Genomic DNA, 17,200 nt, shown 5'->3' with positions numbered 1-17,200 from the left:
AAAGCTCTCGACGCCGAACCTCCGCGGGTTCGTGAAAACCGAAGGTAGTTCAGCGTGAGCCCGAGCGTTCGGTGCGGCTGTTCCCAGGGATGGATCCGTGGGTTCAAAGGGGCACGCTGGGTCGGCTTCCAGAAGCTGTCGCGCGGAGCCCCGTAGCGGTGACGCCGGCGGGGAAATCCGGTCGACAGGCGAGCCTGCGACGCACTGTGATGGCCCCAACTGCCTGCCGCACGGGGCGGGCCGACTCCAGGAGCCGCTCTTGGCAACCGAGAGAATCCCAGACGCCCGTCCCGCGATTGATGCCGCGCTGGTCAGGCGCCTGGTCGATACGCAGTTCCCGCAGTGGGCCGAGATGCCCCTGGAGTTGCTTGACCCGGCTGGCTCGGACCATGTGATCTACCGGTTGGGCGAGAAGCTGTCCGTCCGGCTGCCCCGCCATGCCGGCGCAATCGGGCAGGCCCAGAAGGAGTCCGAGTGGCTGCCGCGGCTCGCCCCGCACTTGCCACTGGCCGTCCCCGTGCCAGTGGGGGTAGGGGAGCCCAACTTCGGTTATCCGTGGCCGTGGGCGATCTCCCGCTGGCTGGACGGCGAGGTGGCGACTGTCGAGGCACTGGCCGATTCGCCCGAGGCCGCCGTCGAACTGGCCGGGTTCCTGACCGCTCTCCAACGGTTCGAGCCCGAGGAGATTCCGGCCCAAGGCGCCCGCGAGGACCTCACCGTCCGGCCGCTGGCCGCACGGGACCGGGCGACTCGGGCCGCCATCGCGGAGGTCGACGGCGCGTTCGACGCCGCGGCCATGACCGAGCTGTGGGAGGCGGCGATCAGTGCCCCCGATTGGGACGGCCCACCGGTCTGGTTCCACGGCGACTTCCACACCGGCAACCTGCTGACCGTCGACGGCTGCCTCAGCGCGGTCATCGACTTCGGCGAGCTCGGCATCGGCGACCCGGCCTGCGACCTGGTGATCGCCTTCACCCTGATGTCGGCGAGGAGCCGTGCCGCTTTCCGCGCCGCGCTCGGCGTGGACGACGCCACTTGGATCCGGGGCCGCGGCTGGGCGCTGGCCACGGCCCTGAACGCCTACACCCACTACGCTGCCGTCAACCCGAGGGTCGCCGCGCAGACCACCCGTCAGATCACCGAGGCCCTCATCGGCTAACGAGCTAGTTAGGCGTGCTGTCCCGGGAGCCGCCCGCACCCGCAACACTCCAGACTCCCGCAGCGGGCGCTGCGGTTTCCGTTGCGCCGCCGACGCCTGACTCAGCCGAACACCCGCTGCCCGCCCACGAAGGTCTGCTCCACTCGCGTCGCACCTATCTCCTCGGGCGGCCCGGCGAACGGATCACGGTCGAGTACCACCAGATCCGCCAGGAACCCCTCGGCGACCGTTCCCGTCTCGTGGTCTAGGTGGTTCGCGTAGGCACTGCCGGCCGTGTACGCGGTCAGCGCGTCGTGCAGTCCTATGCGCTCCCCGGGCAGGAAGACCGGCGTCCCCGCGGGCGCGTCCGGCGCCACCCGATTCACCGCCACGTGGATGCCCTGGAGTGGATCGGGGCTGCTCACCGGCCAGTCGCTGCCCGCCGCGAGCGTCGCCCCCGACCGCAGCAGCGCCCCGAACGGGTACTGCCACGACGCCCGCTCCGCGCCCAGGAACGGGATGGTCAGCTCGTCCATCTGTGGCTCGTGCGCCGCCCACAGCGGCTGGAGGTTGGCCGTCGCGCCCAGCTCACGGAACCGGCCGATGTCGTCCGGGTGTACCACTTGCAGGTGGGCCAGGTGCGGCCGGGTGTCCGTACGGCCGTTGGCCCGCCGGGCCGCCTCCACCGCGTCCAGCGCCTCCCGCACCGCGCGGTCGCCCAGCGCGTGGAAGTGCACCTGGAAACCGTGGGCGTCCAGCTCGGTGACGTACGTCTTCAGGTCCTCCGGCGGCACGAAGCTGATCCCGCTGTTGTCGGACACGCACCCGCAGCCGTCCAGGTACGGGCTGAGCAGCGCCGCCGTGCCGTTCTCGGCGACGCCGTCCTGCATGATCTTCACGGTCGTCGAGCGGAGCCGCCGCCGGGTGCCCGCCGCGCGCCGGGCCAGCAACTCCTCGATCTGCTCGGTGCCCCGCGCCCGGTCCCACCACAGCGCGCCGACGACCCGCGCGGTGAGGGTGCCGTCCTCGGCGCAGGCCAGGTACGCGTCGGTGGGGTCGGTGAGATTGGCGTGCTCGCCGAGGAGGGCGTCCTGCCAGGCGGTGATGCCGAGCGAGTGCAGCAGTTCCTGGGCGCGCAGCAGCCCGGCCACCCGTTCCTCACGGGTGACCTGGGGGACCAGACGGCCCACCAGGTTGGCGGCTCCCTCCTGGAGCATGCCCGTCGGCGTGCCGTCCGGGTGCCGCTCGATCCGCCCGTCGGACGGGTCGGGCGTACGGGCGTCGAGTCCCGCCCGCTCCAGGGCACGGGAGTTGACCCAGGCGCCGTGGTGGTCGCGGTTGACCAGGTAGACCGGCCGGTCGGACACGAGGGCGTCCAGTTCGGCAGCCGTCGGCAGGCCGCCGGGGAACGCCTCCATCGCCCAGCCGCCGCCGGTGATCCATTCGGCGTCGGCGTGCGTCCGGGCGTACGCGGTGATCCGCTCCCGGTACTCGGCCCGGGTCGTCGCCCCGCTCAGGTCGCACTGGCCCATCTCCAGGCCGCCGCCGACGGGGTGCGCGTGCGCGTCCTGGAAGCCCGGCACCAGCAGGCGGCCGGCCAGGTCCACGACCTCGGTGCGCGGGCCGATCAGCTCGCGCACCTCGTCGTGTCCGACGGCGACGATCCGCTCGCCGCGCACGGCCACGGTGGTCGCCCGGGACCGGGCCGGCGAACCGGTGTGGACCGGGCCGCCGGTGAAGACCAGGTCAGCGGTAGCGGTGTCGGACATGAGGCAACTCCTGGTGTCAGTAAGGCTGTTGCGAGTTCTGCCGGTGTCCCGGGTTCTACGGGTGTCGGAGAGCTTCGGTCGCAGTCGACGAGACGGTGTCGGTGCCGACACCGGTGCTGTGTCCGGCGACGAAGTACGGCGAGCGGCGGCGGTACTTGGCGACGGCCGCCATGACGAGCCCGGACAGCAGGATCGCGGCGGGCACCGAGAGCATGAACCAGCCGTTGTCCGGGCTGAGTTCGAAGCGGTCGCTCATCGTCGCGTAGTCCCGTCCGAGGTAGCAGCCGATGCCCAGCAACGCGAGTCCGCTCACGCCGGGCGCGATGACCGCGCGCAGCGCCTCGCGGGGCGCCGTGCGCAGCATGCCTCGGAAGCGCACCGCGCAGGCGAGTGCGGTCAGGCCGTAGTACAGGGCGACCACGAGACCGATCGAGTTCACGGCCGCGAGGATCATCTCGTTCAGCTTGGGGATGGCGAGCGCCAGCAGCGCCACGGCCGCGGAGATCGACGTGACGAGGACGGTGCCGACCGCCGGGGAGCCGTAGCGCGGACTCACCCGCGTCCACACCTGGCCCATCGTGCGGTCCCGGCCCATCGCCAGCAGCCCGCGCGCCGTCGGGATCACGCCGGACTGCAACGACGCCACCGCCGACAACAGCAGCGCCAGCAGCGGCAGGCTCGCCCACGGCTCGTCCGCCAGCTTCGCGCCGAGGTAGGTGAGTGCCTGCGGGCCCTGCTCCAGGAGTTCGGGCAGCGACATCTCGCGTTGGAAGGCCACGGACCCGTACAGGAACAGCGCCAGCATGGTGAACAGCGCGATGAATCCGCCGCGGCCCGCGTCCCGTACGTCGTGGGTCTCCTCGGTGACGCTGAACGCCGCGTCCCAGCCCCAGAAGAAGAACACCGCCAGGACCAGGCCCTGGGCGAAGCCGGTGCCGTCGTGCACGGCGAACGGGTTCAGCCACGACCAGGAGAAACCGTGCGCGCCGGTGGCCATCGCCCAGCCGCAGAAGCCGAGCAGCACCGCGTACTCGAAGACCAGCAGCCACGCCTGGAGCCGGGTCGCCTTGCGCACCCCGGTGACGGCTGTGACCGTGACGGCCGCCAGCACCATCAGGCCGACCACGGTGGACAGCGCCGTCGAGTTCGGGTCGAGGCGCAGCCCGCCGATCGCGTGCAGATGGGCCTTGTCCGCGAACTGGAGGAACACCGAGCCGGTCACCGCGCTCGTGTACGCCATGAAGATCAGGGTGCCGACCAGGGTGACCCAGCCGGTGAGGAAACCGAGCCAGGGACCGAGCGAGCGGCCGACCCAGACGTAGCCGCTGCCCATGTTCCGCTCGTGCCGGTTGAGCCGGGCGTACGCCGTCGCGATGCCGAGGATCGGAACGAACGCCACCAGCAGGATCGCCGGCGCCTGAAGGCCCACGGTCGCGGCGAGCGAGCCCATGCCGATGCCGATACTCGTGGTGGCGGCCGTGCTGGAGGCCGCGATGGCGATGCCGTCGACGACGCCGAGGGAACGCCGCAGGCCGGGGGGTTCACTTCTCATGGACAGACTCCTGGAACCGGAGAACGGGAGGTGCGGGAGGAGGCTGCGATCAAACCGGCCTTGTCAACATTGCGTCAATGGTGTTGACATAAGGCGCTCATGGAACGGTTCAGAGCCGAGGGAAGGGGTTCGTACAGTGACGGGCGGGCGGATTCCGGCGGAGCGGCGACGGCGCAGACCGACCAGGTCGGGGGTGCTGCTGTCCGAGGACGTGATCGTCGACTGCGCGCTGCGGCTCGTCGGGCAGCACGGTCCGGACGCGCTGAGCGTGCGGCGGCTCGGCGCCGCCCTCGGCTGCGATCCGAGCGCGCTGTACCGGTACTTCCACAACACCGACGATCTGCTGCTGGCCGTCGCCGACCGGATCATCGGCGACGCGATGGCCGGGTTCGAGCCCGACCGCATGCCGTGGCGGGACGCGCTGCGCGAGATGGCGCTGCGGATCCACCGAGGCTACCGGGAGCAGCCGCGGGTGGCCGCGCTCGCCGCGTACCGGGTGACGCGGCGGCCCCACGAGATCAAAGCCGTGGACGCGGGGATCGGGCTGCTGCGCCGGGCCGGGTTCAGCGACGCCGACGCCGTGCGCCAGTACTCGGCGTTCGTGGACACCGTGCTGGGCCACGCGGCCCTCGACGCCGCCCACCTGGCGCTCCCGCCGGAGCGCCGCGAGGCCGACAACCGGGCCTGGACCGGCGCCTACGCCGAACTGCCCGACGCCCGCCATCCGCACCTGACCGCGGTGCGGGCGGAGTTGCCTCTGATGGCGGGCAGCTCGTTCGAGACGGCGCTGGAACTGATCCTGAGCGCGCTGGGCGCGGCGGCACCGGGGGACACACCCTAGGCTCCGCGATGGCCTGGGCTCGACGGCCGGAGCGTTGCTCTGCTCGTGACCGTGCACCCGCGTCGCCGCCCCTCGGAGCCGACGTGGGTGAGGGCGATGGTGGTGAACTCGGGTGCCAGGAGGCGGCGTCCGGCCAAGGCCGTGCCCCACAGCGACCAGTCCGTGCCGCCCATGACCGCGATGGTGGCCTGCGTCTCCTCCTCGGTGCCGGGCTCCAGCCGGATCCTGGACACCGCGGGCTCGGAGCCGGTGAAGTGCAGGGCCGGGGCCTCATAGCGGTCCCCGAGCGGTTTGATCACCGAGTGGTGGACAGTACCGGCGACAGTGTCGGTCCGGAGGGGAGCGGCGAGGCTGTAGATCAGGTAGTCAACGGGCCCGTAGCGCTGCTCGACCAGATCCAGGACCTGCTTCTTGCCGTCCTCGGAGAACGCATCGACGTTGAGGAACGCGAAGTCGCCGCCTGCCTGCCGGGTGAGGCTGTCAGCGGCCGCGGTGCGGTACCAGCCGGCCGAAGCGGTCCGCCGCCCGGTGTCCGCGCTCTCGAAGGCGACGCCCACTCCCCTGATGTCGTGCTGTCGCAGACCGGCCAGAAGCGTGGCCGGCCCGTACCCGGCGGGTGGCCCAGGATGAGTGCGACCGGCTGGCGCCCGCCGGCCGGTGCGGGGATGTGCTGCCAGGTACGGCGCACGGTGGCCGCGGCGCCCTCGGGGTGGGAGTTCAGCCCCCTTATGGTTCGACCCACTGTGCTCGTGGGCGTGGGTCACCTCGCGCCGGCTCCTGGAAGTCGAGAAGGTCCGGCCGGTCCGCGCGAACTGGCGGTTCATACCTCGGCCCCTGCCGTCTGGAAGGCGTAGCCGACGTCCAGGTGATAGTGCTCCGGCTCATCCTTCGCAGGCCTGGCAGGCACCCTGCCGTACTCGACGTAGACGGGAGTGGGCGAGACCACGGAGACCTGGCTGGGACCGCCGGGCTGCAGGGTGATCCCGTAGGCGAGGTGCTCGATGAGCAGGATCTCGGTGCCATCACGGACCAGGAGAGCACCGACCGTCACGTGCATCGGGAAGGTCCGCCGCGAGGCGAAGTCCGTGCTCTGGGACAGCAGACGCAGCGGCTCACACAGCAGCGCAGCCTCCTCCGGGTGCAGGTCAAGGTAGGCGGAAAGGGTGCTTGAGATGTCTGCGTCATCAGCTCCATGGGGGCGCATGGCGTACGAGGGGCTCGCACCCTACAACCTGAACGGGAACCAGCCGTGTCAGAACCCGTACGCCATCGTCAGTGCTTCGGGCAGCTCTTCCCCGCCGTGCTCCCTCTTCCCCGGCCGTGCCGGAACCGCAGGCCTGTACTTCGTCGAGCACGAGCACCTCAACGCCCCTGTCGCTCCGCCCCTCGACCCGGACGGGGTCAACGCCTGGAACGAGGCATTGGAGCGCCCCACGCCCTGACTCCCCCAGTCCCGGCTCCGGTCAGAGGCAGCACGCGCCCGGCGCCACTGACTCTCCAGCCACGCCTTCAGAACCACAGGACAAGTCCACGAACGGGTGACACGAAGCGTTCGAGTGTCTTCCCGCACCCGTCGAGCCGCACTGAAGCGCCGCCCATCCATCAATAGAACCTTTGTTCACGATCTGCCCCGGGTCTGCCCGTTACGGGTCCATCCTGGGGCCGTTGTTAGAGCACCAGTACCCGTCATACGCCCATCTGGAGGGCCCCGTGAGTCCTGTGCCCGCCCTCGTGCATCCTCCCGCCACATTCGAACATCTCCAGCTTGCCGCCCCGCACCTGGCGCAGCCCCGACGCCGGGTTGACGCCCTTCGCAGCGCAGCACGACCGGATACGAGGTGGGGGGCATGAGCGACGGCAGTGATGCAGACGCCATCCGGCAGAGTGCGGTCCCCGCCCCGCGCGGCGCGGAACTTCCGTTGCCGCCCGCCAGCGTGCCGGCCGGGCCGCACGACGGTGACATCGCCGACGGCCTGGAGGAGACGTACTGGTCCGTGTACGACGGCGCCGCGTCCAAGGCCACGGTGAGGCAGATCCTCGCGCGCCTTCCGCGGATCGTGCGCCGGATCGGCCGGCTTGCCTGGGCTGCGGACCGGACCGCGACCCTCGCGGTCGTGGTCCTGCAGCTGGCGTCGGCCGCGATGACTGCGTTCGGCCTCATGGCCTCGGTAGCGGTACTGCGGGAGCTGTTCGCTGAGGGGCCCACGCCGGACCGGGTGCGGGCGGCCGTCCCCCAGCTGCTGGCCGTGGTCGGCTTCCTGGCCGCACGGGCTCTCCTTGAGGCGGGTGTCGCCGTCGCGCAGGCCAGGGTGACACCGAAGATCCGCACCGCGCTGGAGTGCGAGTTCCTCACCCTGACCGCCCATGTGCGGCTGGAGGTCGTCGACGACGCGGACTGGCACGACGGCGCCTACCGGGCCAACGACCGCGGCTTGTTCTACGCCCGGCAGATCGTCGCCCAGGTCGTCTCCCTGGCCGCGGCACTGCTCGGGCTCCTCGGCACCGCCGGCGTCCTGGGCGTCCTCCACCCGGCCTTGCTGCCTCTGCTCCTGCTGTCCGTGCTGCCGGTCGGCGCGGCCGCCGTACGCACCGCCCGGGCGCGCTTCCACTCCTTCAAGCGGTGGAACACCTTGCAGCGCAGGGTGCGGGTCTTCTCCTGGCTGCTGCTGGAGAGAGACGCTGCCGCCGAGCTCCGCTCGGACACCGCCCAGGGCGCGCTGCTGGAGGAGCACCGCCGGCTGACGACACGGATCGCCGAGGAAGACACCCGCCTGGGCGTGAGCTCGGCCGTGCTGACCCTGGCAGGCCGGGCCATCGGCGGGATCGGCACCGGCATCACCTACACGGCGCTCGGCGCCATGCTGATCGCGGGCTGGCTGCCTCTTGCCGCAGGCGCGGGCGCGGTCCTCGCCATCCAGGCCGCCCAGTCCTCGCTGACCCGGCTCGTCGATGTCTCCCACCTGGTCTACGAGCACGCCATGTGGGTGGATGACCTGCTCGCTTTCCAGGAACGCTGTCGCACTCTCCAGCCACGCCGCAGCGGACTGCCCGCCCCCGACACAGTGAAGACCGTCACGCTCGACGACGTGTCCTTCACCTATCCGGGCAAGGACACCCCGGCACTCAACGGCATCTCCATGACGCTGCACGCTGGACAGACGGTGGCGTTCGTCGGCGTCAACGGCTCCGGCAAGTCCACGTGCGCGCGGCTGCTCGCAGGGCTGTACGAGCCGCAGGACGGGGGCACGGTCTGCTGGGACGGTGTGAACGTGCTGGACATGGACGCCGAGTCGTTGCAGGCCAGGGTGGGCTGCGTGCTCCAGGACCCGGTCCGGTTTCCGTTCAGCGCGCTGGCCAACCTGACGGTCTCCCGAGGCACCCTCACCGAGGCCGACCCGCAGCGGGCCCTGGACGCCGCGCGGGCCTCCGGCGCCGAGCAGGTCATCGCCGGCCTGCCCGGCCGGTGGGAAGCGCTGCTGTCCAAACGGTTCCGCGGCGGTCAGGAACTCTCTGCCGGCCAATGGGCGAAAGTCGCCGTCGCCCGCGGCCTGTACAAGAACGCCCCCGTACTGCTGCTGGACGAACCGACCGCCAGCATGGATCCTCGGGCCGAGCACGCCGTGTACGAGGCGGTCCTGCGGGACAACCCGCGCCCCGATCAGATCACGGTGCTGATCTCCCACCGCCTGGCCAGCGTCGTCGCCTGTGACCGCATCTTCGTCTTCAACGGCGGTCGCATCACCGAGAGCGGCACCCACCAGGAGCTGATGGACCTCCGTGGCGAGTACGCCGGCATGTTCACCCTCCAGGCCGACGGCTACCGCGCCGGGGCCGGGGAGGCGGCGTGATGCCCGACCACGTGAAACGGGCCCGGCAGCGCCGTTCGCCATCGGTGCCGCCCTGTTCCTTCAGCTGGCCTGTGCCGGGGCTGCGGGGACGACCCAGCGCACCATTCGCCAGGTCGTCACCGCCGACGGCATGCAGGCCCGGATGCAGGCCGTGAGTACCTGGCTCACCTCCGGCGGGCGGCCGGTAGCCGTGCTTCTCGCCAGCGGACTCGGCACCTGGATCGGCGTGCGCCCCACCCTGGTCGCCGGCACCTGCCTGCTCCTCGTCCCCCTCGCGGTTCTCCACCACTCCCCGCTGCGCGGTCTGCTGGACATGCCCGGCTCACACGCCGTGGCTTCTCCTTCAGCCGAGGCCGTCACACCTGCGACGCCGTCAGGGCCGTCCGTCCCCCATCGCGCGGTCGCCGTGGATGTGCCGCACGACCACGCCTCGGAAGGCGGCCCGTGACCATCCACCCGCACACGGCCCCCGGCCCGGAGCCGCCATCGGCGAGCCCGCCGCCAGGCGCGCCCCTCCCTCCCAACCCGTACATCCCGTCCCACACGTCCCGAGGTGATCAACGTGCCGCCCTCCCGCTCTGATATCCGCGCGACCATCGAGACCTATCTCAGCCGGCATGCCGAGGAACGACCCGCCCTGGATGTACTGCTGGCTGTCCTGGACGGTGCTGAGGAGCCGACCAGCCGCGTCACGCTGCCCGGCCACGTGACCTGCAGCGCCGTGGTCATCGACCGCGACCGCCGGGTGCTCCACATCGGCCATCGGGTGACAGGGCTGCTTCTTTGTCCCGGCGGCCACGTCGAGACGGATGACCGTACGCTCCTGGCCGCTGCCGTGCGCGAGGTGTGCGAAGAGGCCGGGCTGCGCCCCGGCGACCTGTGCCTGACCCCGCAGCTCCTCGACGAGCCGATCGATGTGGACGTGCACGACATCGACGCCGACCCGGCCAAGGGCGAGCCCGCCCATCAACACTTCGATGTCCGCTTCGCTTTCTACCTCACCGCCGAGCAACCGCCGGCGCTCGCTCTGCAGGACGAGGAAGTCGCCGGAGCCCAGTGGCTCCCGTACGCCGACGTGCGATCCCCTACGCTGCGGGCCAAGCTCCTGGACGCCGAGGCGGCCGGCCTCGACGGGCGCCCGGAGCTCGTCAGCGCCAACGCCCTGATCCACGACGGAGCCGGCCGGTACCTCCTTCATCTACGAGATGACCGGGAGGGCATGTGGGAGCCCTGGGTCCTGGGCCTCGTGGGAGGCAAACGGTCGCGGGACGATGCCGGCATCGAGGCGACACTGCGACGTGAGCTTGCCGAGGAGGTACCGGGTCTGGAGCCCACGGAACTGGTGCCGTTCGCCGTCCAGGAAGCCACGAGTGTCGACGGTTTCGCCGTGCCCATCGGCGTCTACGCCGGGCGCTGGAGCGGGGATGCAGAAGCGGTGGATCTCCGCGAAGGTGTCCTGCTGAAGTGGTTCACCGTCGACAGCCTCGACCGGCTCCGGCTCAGCCCCGGACTCGGGGACCTGATCCGCCGGCACGCGGCCGAACACCCCGCCGTGGAAGAGCCTCCGGCCGCGGCTCGTCCGCTGCCCGGCGAGGCCCCGTCCGGGACCGAGTTGCACGTCATCGGTGTCCACCTCCACCTGGAGCACGAGGGCAAGGTCCTGCTGGGGCTGCGTCATCCGGACTCGGCGTACGCGGGCGGATCGTGGCACGCCCTTGCCGGACACCTGGAGGCGGAGGCGGCGACCATCGGTCTTGCCCGCGAGGCGTTCGAGGAGGCCGGGCTGGTGATCGATCCGGCCGACCTCGAGCTCGTCCACACGGTGCACATGGTGGGCCTGCCCGGCGCCCGGCCGAGGATCCAGCTCTTCTTCCGCCCCCGCCACTGGGAGGGCACCCCCGAGGTACGCGAACCCGACCGATGTCTTGCCTGGGAGTGGTGGGACGTGAAGGACCTGCCGGAGCCGATCGTCCCCTACACCCGTGTCGCGATCGAGGGCATCCGGGCCGGCCGCTCCTACAGCGAGCTGGGGTGGGAGCGTTGAGCAGCTTCGCGGCGGTCGGCGCCGCCTGCGCCTCCCCTTCGCGCGGCACGCGGAACCGCCTGCTGCAGGCGTCTCGGGCGCGCTGCCTGACCGCCACGTCCGGTGCCCCGGCACCCTGCCCTCCACCGCGTCAGGAAGAGGACAGTCATGCCTGCTGACCCGTCCACCACGACAGGTGCCCACCTCGCCGCGATGGTGGAGCGTCTTGAGGCCGAGGGCGTGCTGACCGATGTCCGACTGCGCGAGGCGCTGCTGTCGGTGCCGCGGGCGGTGCTGCTGCCCCACGCGTACGTACGGGTGAGCGATCCGGGCGTCGAGCCGATCGAGTGGCGCCTACTCGACGGCTCGCACCCGGTCGACCGGGAGGAATGGCTCGACGTGATCCACAGCGGTGAGTCGGTCCTGCTGCAGCGTGACGGGGAGCAGCTCGACGCGCTCGAACGCGGGCCGGTGACCGGCGGGAACATGACGTCGATGTCCACCTACACCCCCGCCACCGTCGAAATCCTCCAGTCGCTCGCGCTCACGCCGGGCCTGCGCTACCTGGAGCTGGGGGCCGGCCCGGGCGTCTCTCTCGCGCTCGCCGCCACCCTCACCGGCTCCGGACTGGCCACCGGCGTGGAACGGGACGGCCACATGGCGGCCTGGTCGCGGCACAACCTCGACCGGCTCAACGTCGGTGCGGCGGTGGTCCAGGGCGACGCACTCGACGGGCACCGGGCCCGGGCGCCCTATGACCGGATCCACTCCGGGATCGGCGTGCCGAGCGTCCCGCCCGCATGGGTGGAGCAGCTCGCGCCCGGCGGCCGGCTGCTGACGACCCTCACGACCCGGACCCCGAGCTGGCCCGGACAGCTCCTCGTCACTCGGTCCGGTCACGGCCGGACCGAGGCCGTACTGCGCGGCAGGCCCCGGGGATACCGGCCCATGCTGGGCTACCGATGGCTCAGCGCCCTGGATCACCGTGCGCGGATCAAGGCCGACCCCGGCAGGGCACGGCCCACCAGGCTCGCCCCGCCGCCGGACGACGCCTACGGGTTCTGGCTCGCCGCCGCCTACCTCGCCCCCGGCCTGGTGCGGGACTTCCAGGCCGAGACGATGACGATCGTCGCCCCCGAGGACGACTCCTGGGCCGTGGCCGGCCCCGGCGACGGGACGGTCCGCGTGCACGGGCCGCGCGATGTGTGGGCCGAACTCGAAGAGGTGCACGCCCGGTGGGAGACGGCCGGCCGGCCCGAGACGTACCACGTCGACCTCACCGGCGGCCCCGGGCACCAGCACGTCGCCTCCGGCCCCGGGCGGAAGGCGCTGACTTGGACACTGCCGCCGCTCACCACCGTTCCCCCGCAGACGACCTGACCGCGCCGCCGGTTGCCGTCGCCGCTTCCGCCGAACGCACAACCTCATCGCCTTGAACAGAACAGCCGCACAGCAGCAAGGAGCTATCCGTGCCCCCGCAGCACGCCTCTCTCCCCCAGACCGGTGGCGCCGCCGTTCCGGCCGGCCGGCCGCAGGACTTCTTCTCTCCGGGCCGGCCCGCCGTCCCGGCGATGTCCGGCCGTGTCATCGCTCCGGGGGCCCATCCGGCGGTCGCGGGCGACGGCAGCCTCTGGACCCGACAGACTTCGTGGACGGCTGCCCTCGAGCAGTTGATCCGGTCCTGTCTGGGCATAGAGGGCCGCGCGGGCAGCAACGGTGTCCACGGCGGGCCGGGCCGCCCGTACGAGGACGACCTCGCCGAGTCGCCGTACCCTCAGGTCACCCCACACACGGTCCCCGTCCGGCTGGCCGACCACCACGCTTCCTTCGAGGCAGAAGCCCGGCAGGTGCCGGAACAGTACAGCGGGCGTGGCGGGCTGGTCGTGGAGGCCGTGTTCAGCGTGCTGCTCGCCCGTCGGTCGGGAGGCGGCGCGTGAGCGGCGGGCGGTACATGGTGCCGGTCGACGTGCACCTGCTCGCGGTCCGGGACGGCGAGCACGGCCCCGAGGTCCTGCTGTCACGCCGCGCGGGCGGTGTCTACGCGTCGGGGCTCTGGCACCTTCCCTCCGGTCACGTGGACGGAGCTTTCGAGGACATCGTCACCGCTCTGGTTCGGGAGGCTCTTGAGGAGACCGGCATCGTCGTGGATCCGGCAGACGTGCGTCGCCCAGTCACCGTTCACCACCGTTCCCCTGTGGGCGGGGCTCGGATCGGGGTCTTCTTCGAGGTGCGGCGCTGGCGCGGCACGCCGCGGGTCATGGAACCAGAGGTGTGCGACGCGATGGGCTGGTTCGCGTTCGACGAGTTGCCGGAGCCGATGGTCGCGTACTGCCGGGCCGGACTGGACGCCTACCGGACCGGCGCGCACACGAGCGTGCACTTCCAGGAACCCGGCGACCCGATCGCCTACGACCCGGCCCTCGACCGGACTCTGCTGGTCCCCGGTCCCGGCAGCCACGACACTGGCCCTGAGGGTGCGGTGTGTGCCTTCGTCGAGCGGGCGGTGGGCCGGATCGCCGGCTGGACGGACGTTTCCGTTCGCGAGGAAAGCCGCGTCTGGCGGGCACATGGCGCCGAGGGCGGCGAGTGGTACGTCAAGATCCACCAGAACCAGCGCTTCCATCAGCGTGAAGTAGCGGCCCTGCGTAGCTGGGTGCCCTCTCTCGGTGCGGCCGCGCCCCGCCTGGTCGCCGCCGATGCCGCGCTGCGGGCCGTGGTGCTCACCGCGGTGGGCGGCCGGCCCCTGCACGGCGCCGTCCATCCGCCCGCCGGCCGGCGACGCATCTTCCACCGCATCGGGCAGCTCGCGGCCGCCATCCACACCAGCGCCCCGCCGCGGCCGGGCGACATGGCGCTGCCCCTGGGGAAGCTGGAACGCCACCTGAACGGAGCCCGGCCCCATCTCGCCCCGGGCGACGAGGAGTTCATCCGGGCCACGGCCCGGGAAGCCGCCGCGCTACCCGCCCCAGACCAAGTCGTTCCGACACACGGTGACTTCCAGCTGCGCAACCTGCGCTGGGACCCGATCACCGACACCCTGTACGTGATCGACTTCGAACGGTCGGAAGAAGGCCCCGCGGTACGGGACTTCGTCCGGCTCTCCGACGCCTGGCTCGGGCGCCCCGATCTCCAGGAAGCCGTGATGGACGGCTACGGCCGCGCCTTCACAGCAAAAGAAGAGGCCCGGCTCACGGTCCTGTCCGTCCTGGACGCCGTCTCCGGCATCTCCTACGGCACTTCCCACAACGATCCCGAGCTGGTGGAACGCGGCCGGCGGGCCCTGGCCCGGCTCCGCGCCGCCGGCACACCTGACCACCTCCGCAGATGAGGAGCAGCACGTTGACGTACATCGCCCGCGAACAGCGGGAAGAGCACTACAGCGACCGCAGAGGATTCCGGCAGGTCGGGGAGCGCGAGCGAGCGCTGCTCGCCGAGCACACTCCGGCTCCCGACGAGGGCGGCCGGGCGCTCGAGGTGGGATGCGGCACGGGCGAACTGACCGTCTACCTCGCTTCGCTGGGCTACCGGGTGGACGCCGTCGACTTCGCCGGCAGCGCGCTCGCCCGGGCCCGCGAGGAGCACGCCGGCGTCGAGGGTGTGCGGTGGCTGCGGCTGGACATCGAGCGCGACGACCCGGCCCCGCTGCACGACGCGCTGTATGACCTGGTCGTCATGCGGCTGGTGTACCCGTTCGTGAGGGACCGCAGTCGAGTTCTTCACGGGCTGGGTGAGCGGCTGCGGGAGGGTGGTGCTCTGGTCGTCATCACGCCGGTGGCGGCGAACACGCCCGCGCAGCGGCGCGGGATCGCTCTGGACGAGGACGAGATCGCCCTGCTCGGCGCCGGGTGGGAGATGGTGGAGCGGCTGGACGCGGACGGTCTGGCCTTCCTGGTCCTGCGCGGTCCCTGCCACACCGGCACCCGGGTCGTGGAGAAGGGGCCGACTACCGGTCACGCCCTGACCGGCGCCCTCGCCGTCGTGACCGACGACGCCGGGCGGGTCCTGCTCGGTCGGTCCCGGCGCGGCATGCTGGAGCTGCCCGGCGGGAAACCCAGCGGCCCGGAGGACTTCGCCGTCGCCGCGGTGCGCGAACTCGCCGAGGAGACGGGCCTGAACGCCGACCCGGCGGACGCGTACGTGGTGACGATGCTGGTAGACGACAGTCACGGCGTTCCCCGGCTCACGGCAGTCGTGCGGATCACCGCCTGGTCGGGGACGCTGTCCAACCCCGAGCCCGACAAGTTCGCCCGCTGGGAGTTCGTCGACCTGTACGCTCTGGCCTGCGCCGGCGCCGTGTTCGCCCCGGCCGCCCAGGCATTGGATGCCGTGTGGCCCGGTGTGATCCCTGGCCTGCCGCCCGTGGTCTCCTACCCCCTGGCCGTCGAGCAGCCGCCCGTGCCGGGTGAAGCGGCCGAGGCGGTCCGGCTGCGTCAGGCGATGGCGCAGATGGTGATCGACGGCGGCTGGGCACCGTCCGAGGCGGTCCGGAACGCGCTGCGGAGCGTGCCCCGCCACCGCTTCGCCCCGGAAGCAGCCCTGGCGACCGCGTACGACGGAGGCGACCGGGCCGTCATCACCCGGCGCGACGAGACCGGAGCGACGCTCAGCTCGGTGTCCGCGGCCTGGCTCCAGGCCGACATGCTCGAAAGCCTGTGCCTGAGGCCGGGCGCGATCGTGTTCGAGGCGGGCTCCGGCGGCTACAACGCCGAGCTGATCGCTCACGTCGCCGGGCCCGACGGGCGGGTGGTGACCGTCGACATCGACCCGTGGGTCGTACGCCGTACCCGCCGGTTCCTCACGGAGGCCGGCAGCGGACGCGTTATTGCCGTCGAGGCCGACGCGGCCTTCGGCGCTCCCGCCCATCTCGTTCCCCGCGGCGGCTTCGACGCCGACGTGATCACCTACAACTGCTGGGACATCTCCCCTGCCTGGCGTGAGCAGTTGGCCGAGGGCGGACGTCTCGTCCTGCCGCTCGAAATCGGAGGCTACACCCGGGCGATCACGTTCGAGCGGCGCGGCGAGGTGCTGCACACCCGCCGCTTCACCCACTGCGGCTTCGTCCGCGACCAGGGGCGGCAGGCCCGCGCCGTCCCGGTCGTCCCCCTTCTCGACGGCGGACTGACGCTCCACTTCCACGACAGCGCCCCCGCCGACACCAAGGGGCTGGAAGAGGCACTGCGCGGGCCTCGGCATGAGGTTGCCACCGGCATCACCATGGGGTCCGGTGTCTACTTCGGTTCCCTGCAACTGTACGCGGCCACCACTCTGCCGGGCTTCTGCCGCCTGCACGCCCACCAGGACGGCGGTGTCACCGCCATCGCGAAGGACCATGACGCGCCCGCGATCATCGGCGGGACCTCGCTCGCCTACCTGACCTACGTCCAGACCCGGCACGGCGAGCGTCCGGAGGACAAGGAGTGGGAGTGGGTCGTGCACGCCTTCGGCGAGCAGGGCCCGCGCCTTGCCGATCAGCTCGCGGCCACGGTACGGGCCTGGGACCGCCACATCCGCGCCGACGACAACGACCGGCACGCCGACCCCGTCCTGACCGTCTACCCGGCCGGCACGCCCGACCATCTGCTACCCGCCGGGGACCTCCTGGACAAGGAGCGTTCCCGGCTGGTGTTCCGGTGGCCGGGCCGGAACGGACGCCTTCCGGCCCCTGCGCGGCCTACCGACACGGTCGCCACGGCCACGGGAGAAGCATGATCGTCTGGTTGAACAGAGCGTTCGGCGGTGGTAAGACGACCCTCGCCGCCGGGCTGTGCCGCGCGCTGCCCGGCGTGGGCGCAGCGCGGCCGTTCGCGCCTACCGCCGCCCGACGCGCCCACGGCTGCCAGCAGGCCGCTGCCGACTGGATGCACGCCGCCGGCCACGTCGTAGACACCAGCGCCCTCACCTCCGAGCAGGCCCTCGAAGCGGTGCTCACGCATCTGCATCTCACGGCCGTCGTGCGGCCCCGACCACCGGAGGCACCACAGGCATGACCGTCACCGTCCAGGCCCTCTCGGACATCGTCCACGGCAGTC

15 protein-coding genes and 1 pseudogene are annotated in these 17,200 nt (G+C 71.8%); 12 read left to right on the top strand and 4 right to left on the bottom strand.

The features are described 5' to 3' along the window. Positions 1 to 259: 259 nt before the first annotated feature. Entirely contained in the window at positions 260 to 1,159 is a 900-nt protein-coding gene (locus IE251_RS04900) for an aminoglycoside phosphotransferase family protein (protein WP_189751640.1), read from the top strand. 101 nt (positions 1,160 to 1,260) lie between these two features. Here the strand turns inward: IE251_RS04900 and IE251_RS04895 are convergent, their stop codons facing one another. Both IE251_RS04895 and IE251_RS04890 read right to left on the bottom strand, forming a co-directional pair. Continuing rightward, positions 1,261 to 2,907, bottom strand: coding sequence for an amidohydrolase (locus tag IE251_RS04895; protein ID WP_189751639.1), 1,647 nt, complete (start codon positions 2,905 to 2,907; stop codon positions 1,261 to 1,263). Positions 2,908 to 2,962: 55 nt separating this feature from the next. Next, positions 2,963 to 4,459 carry an APC family permease gene (locus tag IE251_RS04890; RefSeq protein WP_189751638.1) on the bottom strand — a complete coding sequence of 499 codons (1,497 nt, stop codon included), beginning with the start codon at positions 4,457 to 4,459 and terminating at the stop codon, positions 2,963 to 2,965. A 193-nt stretch (positions 4,460 to 4,652) separates the two neighbouring features. Here IE251_RS04890 and IE251_RS04885 point away from each other — a divergent pair, with 193 nt between their 5' ends. After that, positions 4,653 to 5,300 (top strand): TetR/AcrR family transcriptional regulator, encoded by a 648-nt coding sequence (locus IE251_RS04885; protein ID WP_229896597.1) that lies wholly within the window; start codon positions 4,653 to 4,655, stop codon positions 5,298 to 5,300. Here IE251_RS04885 and IE251_RS04880 read toward each other — a convergent pair. Continuing rightward, a complete protein-coding gene (locus IE251_RS04880) occupies positions 5,297 to 5,857 on the bottom strand; it encodes a hypothetical protein (RefSeq protein ID WP_189751636.1) in 561 nt (186 codons plus the stop codon). The two genes, IE251_RS04885 and IE251_RS04880, sit on opposite strands and share 4 nt — an antisense overlap. Positions 5,858 to 6,041: 184 nt before the next feature. Between IE251_RS04880 and IE251_RS40735 the strand changes: the two are divergent. Next, positions 6,042 to 6,116, top strand: a pseudogene (locus IE251_RS40735) (mycothiol-dependent nitroreductase Rv2466c family protein); the annotation flags it as partial. A 4-nt stretch (positions 6,117 to 6,120) separates the two neighbouring features. Here the strand turns inward: IE251_RS40735 and IE251_RS40730 are convergent. Then, positions 6,121 to 6,357 (bottom strand): NUDIX hydrolase, encoded by a 237-nt coding sequence (locus IE251_RS40730; protein WP_200692143.1) that lies wholly within the window; start codon positions 6,355 to 6,357, stop codon positions 6,121 to 6,123. 145 nt (positions 6,358 to 6,502) lie between these two features. Between IE251_RS40730 and IE251_RS04870 the strand changes: the two genes are divergently transcribed. The 9 genes from IE251_RS04870 (at position 6,503) to IE251_RS04830 (ending at position 17,158) form a co-directional block, all read left to right on the top strand. Beyond that, the gene (locus IE251_RS04870; protein ID WP_189751635.1) at positions 6,503 to 6,742 is read left to right on the top strand and encodes a hypothetical protein; all 240 of its coding nucleotides are present in this window, start codon (positions 6,503 to 6,505) and stop codon (positions 6,740 to 6,742) included. A 405-nt stretch (positions 6,743 to 7,147) separates the two neighbouring features. Continuing rightward, positions 7,148 to 9,148, top strand: coding sequence for an ATP-binding cassette domain-containing protein (locus IE251_RS04865; RefSeq protein ID WP_189751634.1), 2,001 nt, complete (start codon positions 7,148 to 7,150; stop codon positions 9,146 to 9,148). Between the two features lie 151 nt (positions 9,149 to 9,299). Then, complete coding sequence (locus tag IE251_RS40725; protein WP_229896596.1) at positions 9,300 to 9,596, top strand: hypothetical protein; 297 nt, start codon at positions 9,300 to 9,302, stop codon at positions 9,594 to 9,596. 114 nt (positions 9,597 to 9,710) lie between these two features. After that, positions 9,711 to 11,192 (top strand): NUDIX domain-containing protein, encoded by a 1,482-nt coding sequence (locus IE251_RS04855; RefSeq protein ID WP_189751633.1) that lies wholly within the window; start codon positions 9,711 to 9,713, stop codon positions 11,190 to 11,192. A 147-nt stretch (positions 11,193 to 11,339) separates the two neighbouring features. Further along, positions 11,340 to 12,551, top strand: coding sequence for a methyltransferase domain-containing protein (locus tag IE251_RS04850; RefSeq protein ID WP_229896595.1), 1,212 nt, complete (start codon positions 11,340 to 11,342; stop codon positions 12,549 to 12,551). A gap of 89 nt (positions 12,552 to 12,640) precedes the next feature. After that, positions 12,641 to 13,108: a hypothetical protein gene (locus IE251_RS04845; protein ID WP_189751632.1), complete on the top strand. Its 468-nt coding sequence runs from the start codon at positions 12,641 to 12,643 to the stop codon at positions 13,106 to 13,108. Continuing rightward, positions 13,105 to 14,499 carry a phosphotransferase gene (locus IE251_RS04840; RefSeq protein WP_229896594.1) on the top strand — a complete coding sequence of 465 codons (1,395 nt, stop codon included), beginning with the start codon at positions 13,105 to 13,107 and terminating at the stop codon, positions 14,497 to 14,499. The genes IE251_RS04845 and IE251_RS04840 overlap by 4 nt, the downstream gene beginning before the upstream one ends. Positions 14,500 to 14,510: 11 nt before the next feature. Beyond that, complete coding sequence (gene fxlM, locus IE251_RS04835) at positions 14,511 to 16,880, top strand: methyltransferase, FxLD system (RefSeq protein ID WP_234470180.1); 2,370 nt, start codon at positions 14,511 to 14,513, stop codon at positions 16,878 to 16,880. Positions 16,881 to 16,888: 8 nt separating this feature from the next. Further along, positions 16,889 to 17,158 (top strand): hypothetical protein, encoded by a 270-nt coding sequence (locus IE251_RS04830; protein WP_229896593.1) that lies wholly within the window; start codon positions 16,889 to 16,891, stop codon positions 17,156 to 17,158. Positions 17,159 to 17,200 lie beyond the last annotated feature (42 nt).

The organism is Streptomyces eurythermus (assembly GCF_014649115.1).
Classification (GTDB): Bacteria; Actinomycetota; Actinomycetes; order Streptomycetales; family Streptomycetaceae; genus Streptomyces; species Streptomyces eurythermus.
This window is presented reverse-complemented; position numbering and strand designations above follow the sequence as displayed.

What these genes read in the sequence shown, in the direction of transcription:
- IE251_RS04895 (WP_189751639.1), bottom strand. Translation starts at nt 2,907, where the DNA reads ATGTCCGACACCGCTACCGCTGACCTGGTCTTCACCGGCGGCCCGGTC.
- IE251_RS04890 (WP_189751638.1), bottom strand. Translation starts at nt 4,459, where the DNA reads ATGAGAAGTGAACCCCCCGGCCTGCGGCGTTCCCTCGGCGTCGTCGAC.
- IE251_RS40730 (WP_200692143.1), bottom strand. Translation starts at nt 6,357, where the DNA reads ATGCACGTGACGGTCGGTGCTCTCCTGGTCCGTGATGGCACCGAGATC.
- IE251_RS04870 (WP_189751635.1), top strand. Translation starts at nt 6,503, where the DNA reads ATGGCGTACGAGGGGCTCGCACCCTACAACCTGAACGGGAACCAGCCG.
- IE251_RS04865 (WP_189751634.1), top strand. Translation starts at nt 7,148, where the DNA reads ATGAGCGACGGCAGTGATGCAGACGCCATCCGGCAGAGTGCGGTCCCC.
- IE251_RS04850 (WP_229896595.1), top strand. Translation starts at nt 11,340, where the DNA reads ATGCCTGCTGACCCGTCCACCACGACAGGTGCCCACCTCGCCGCGATG.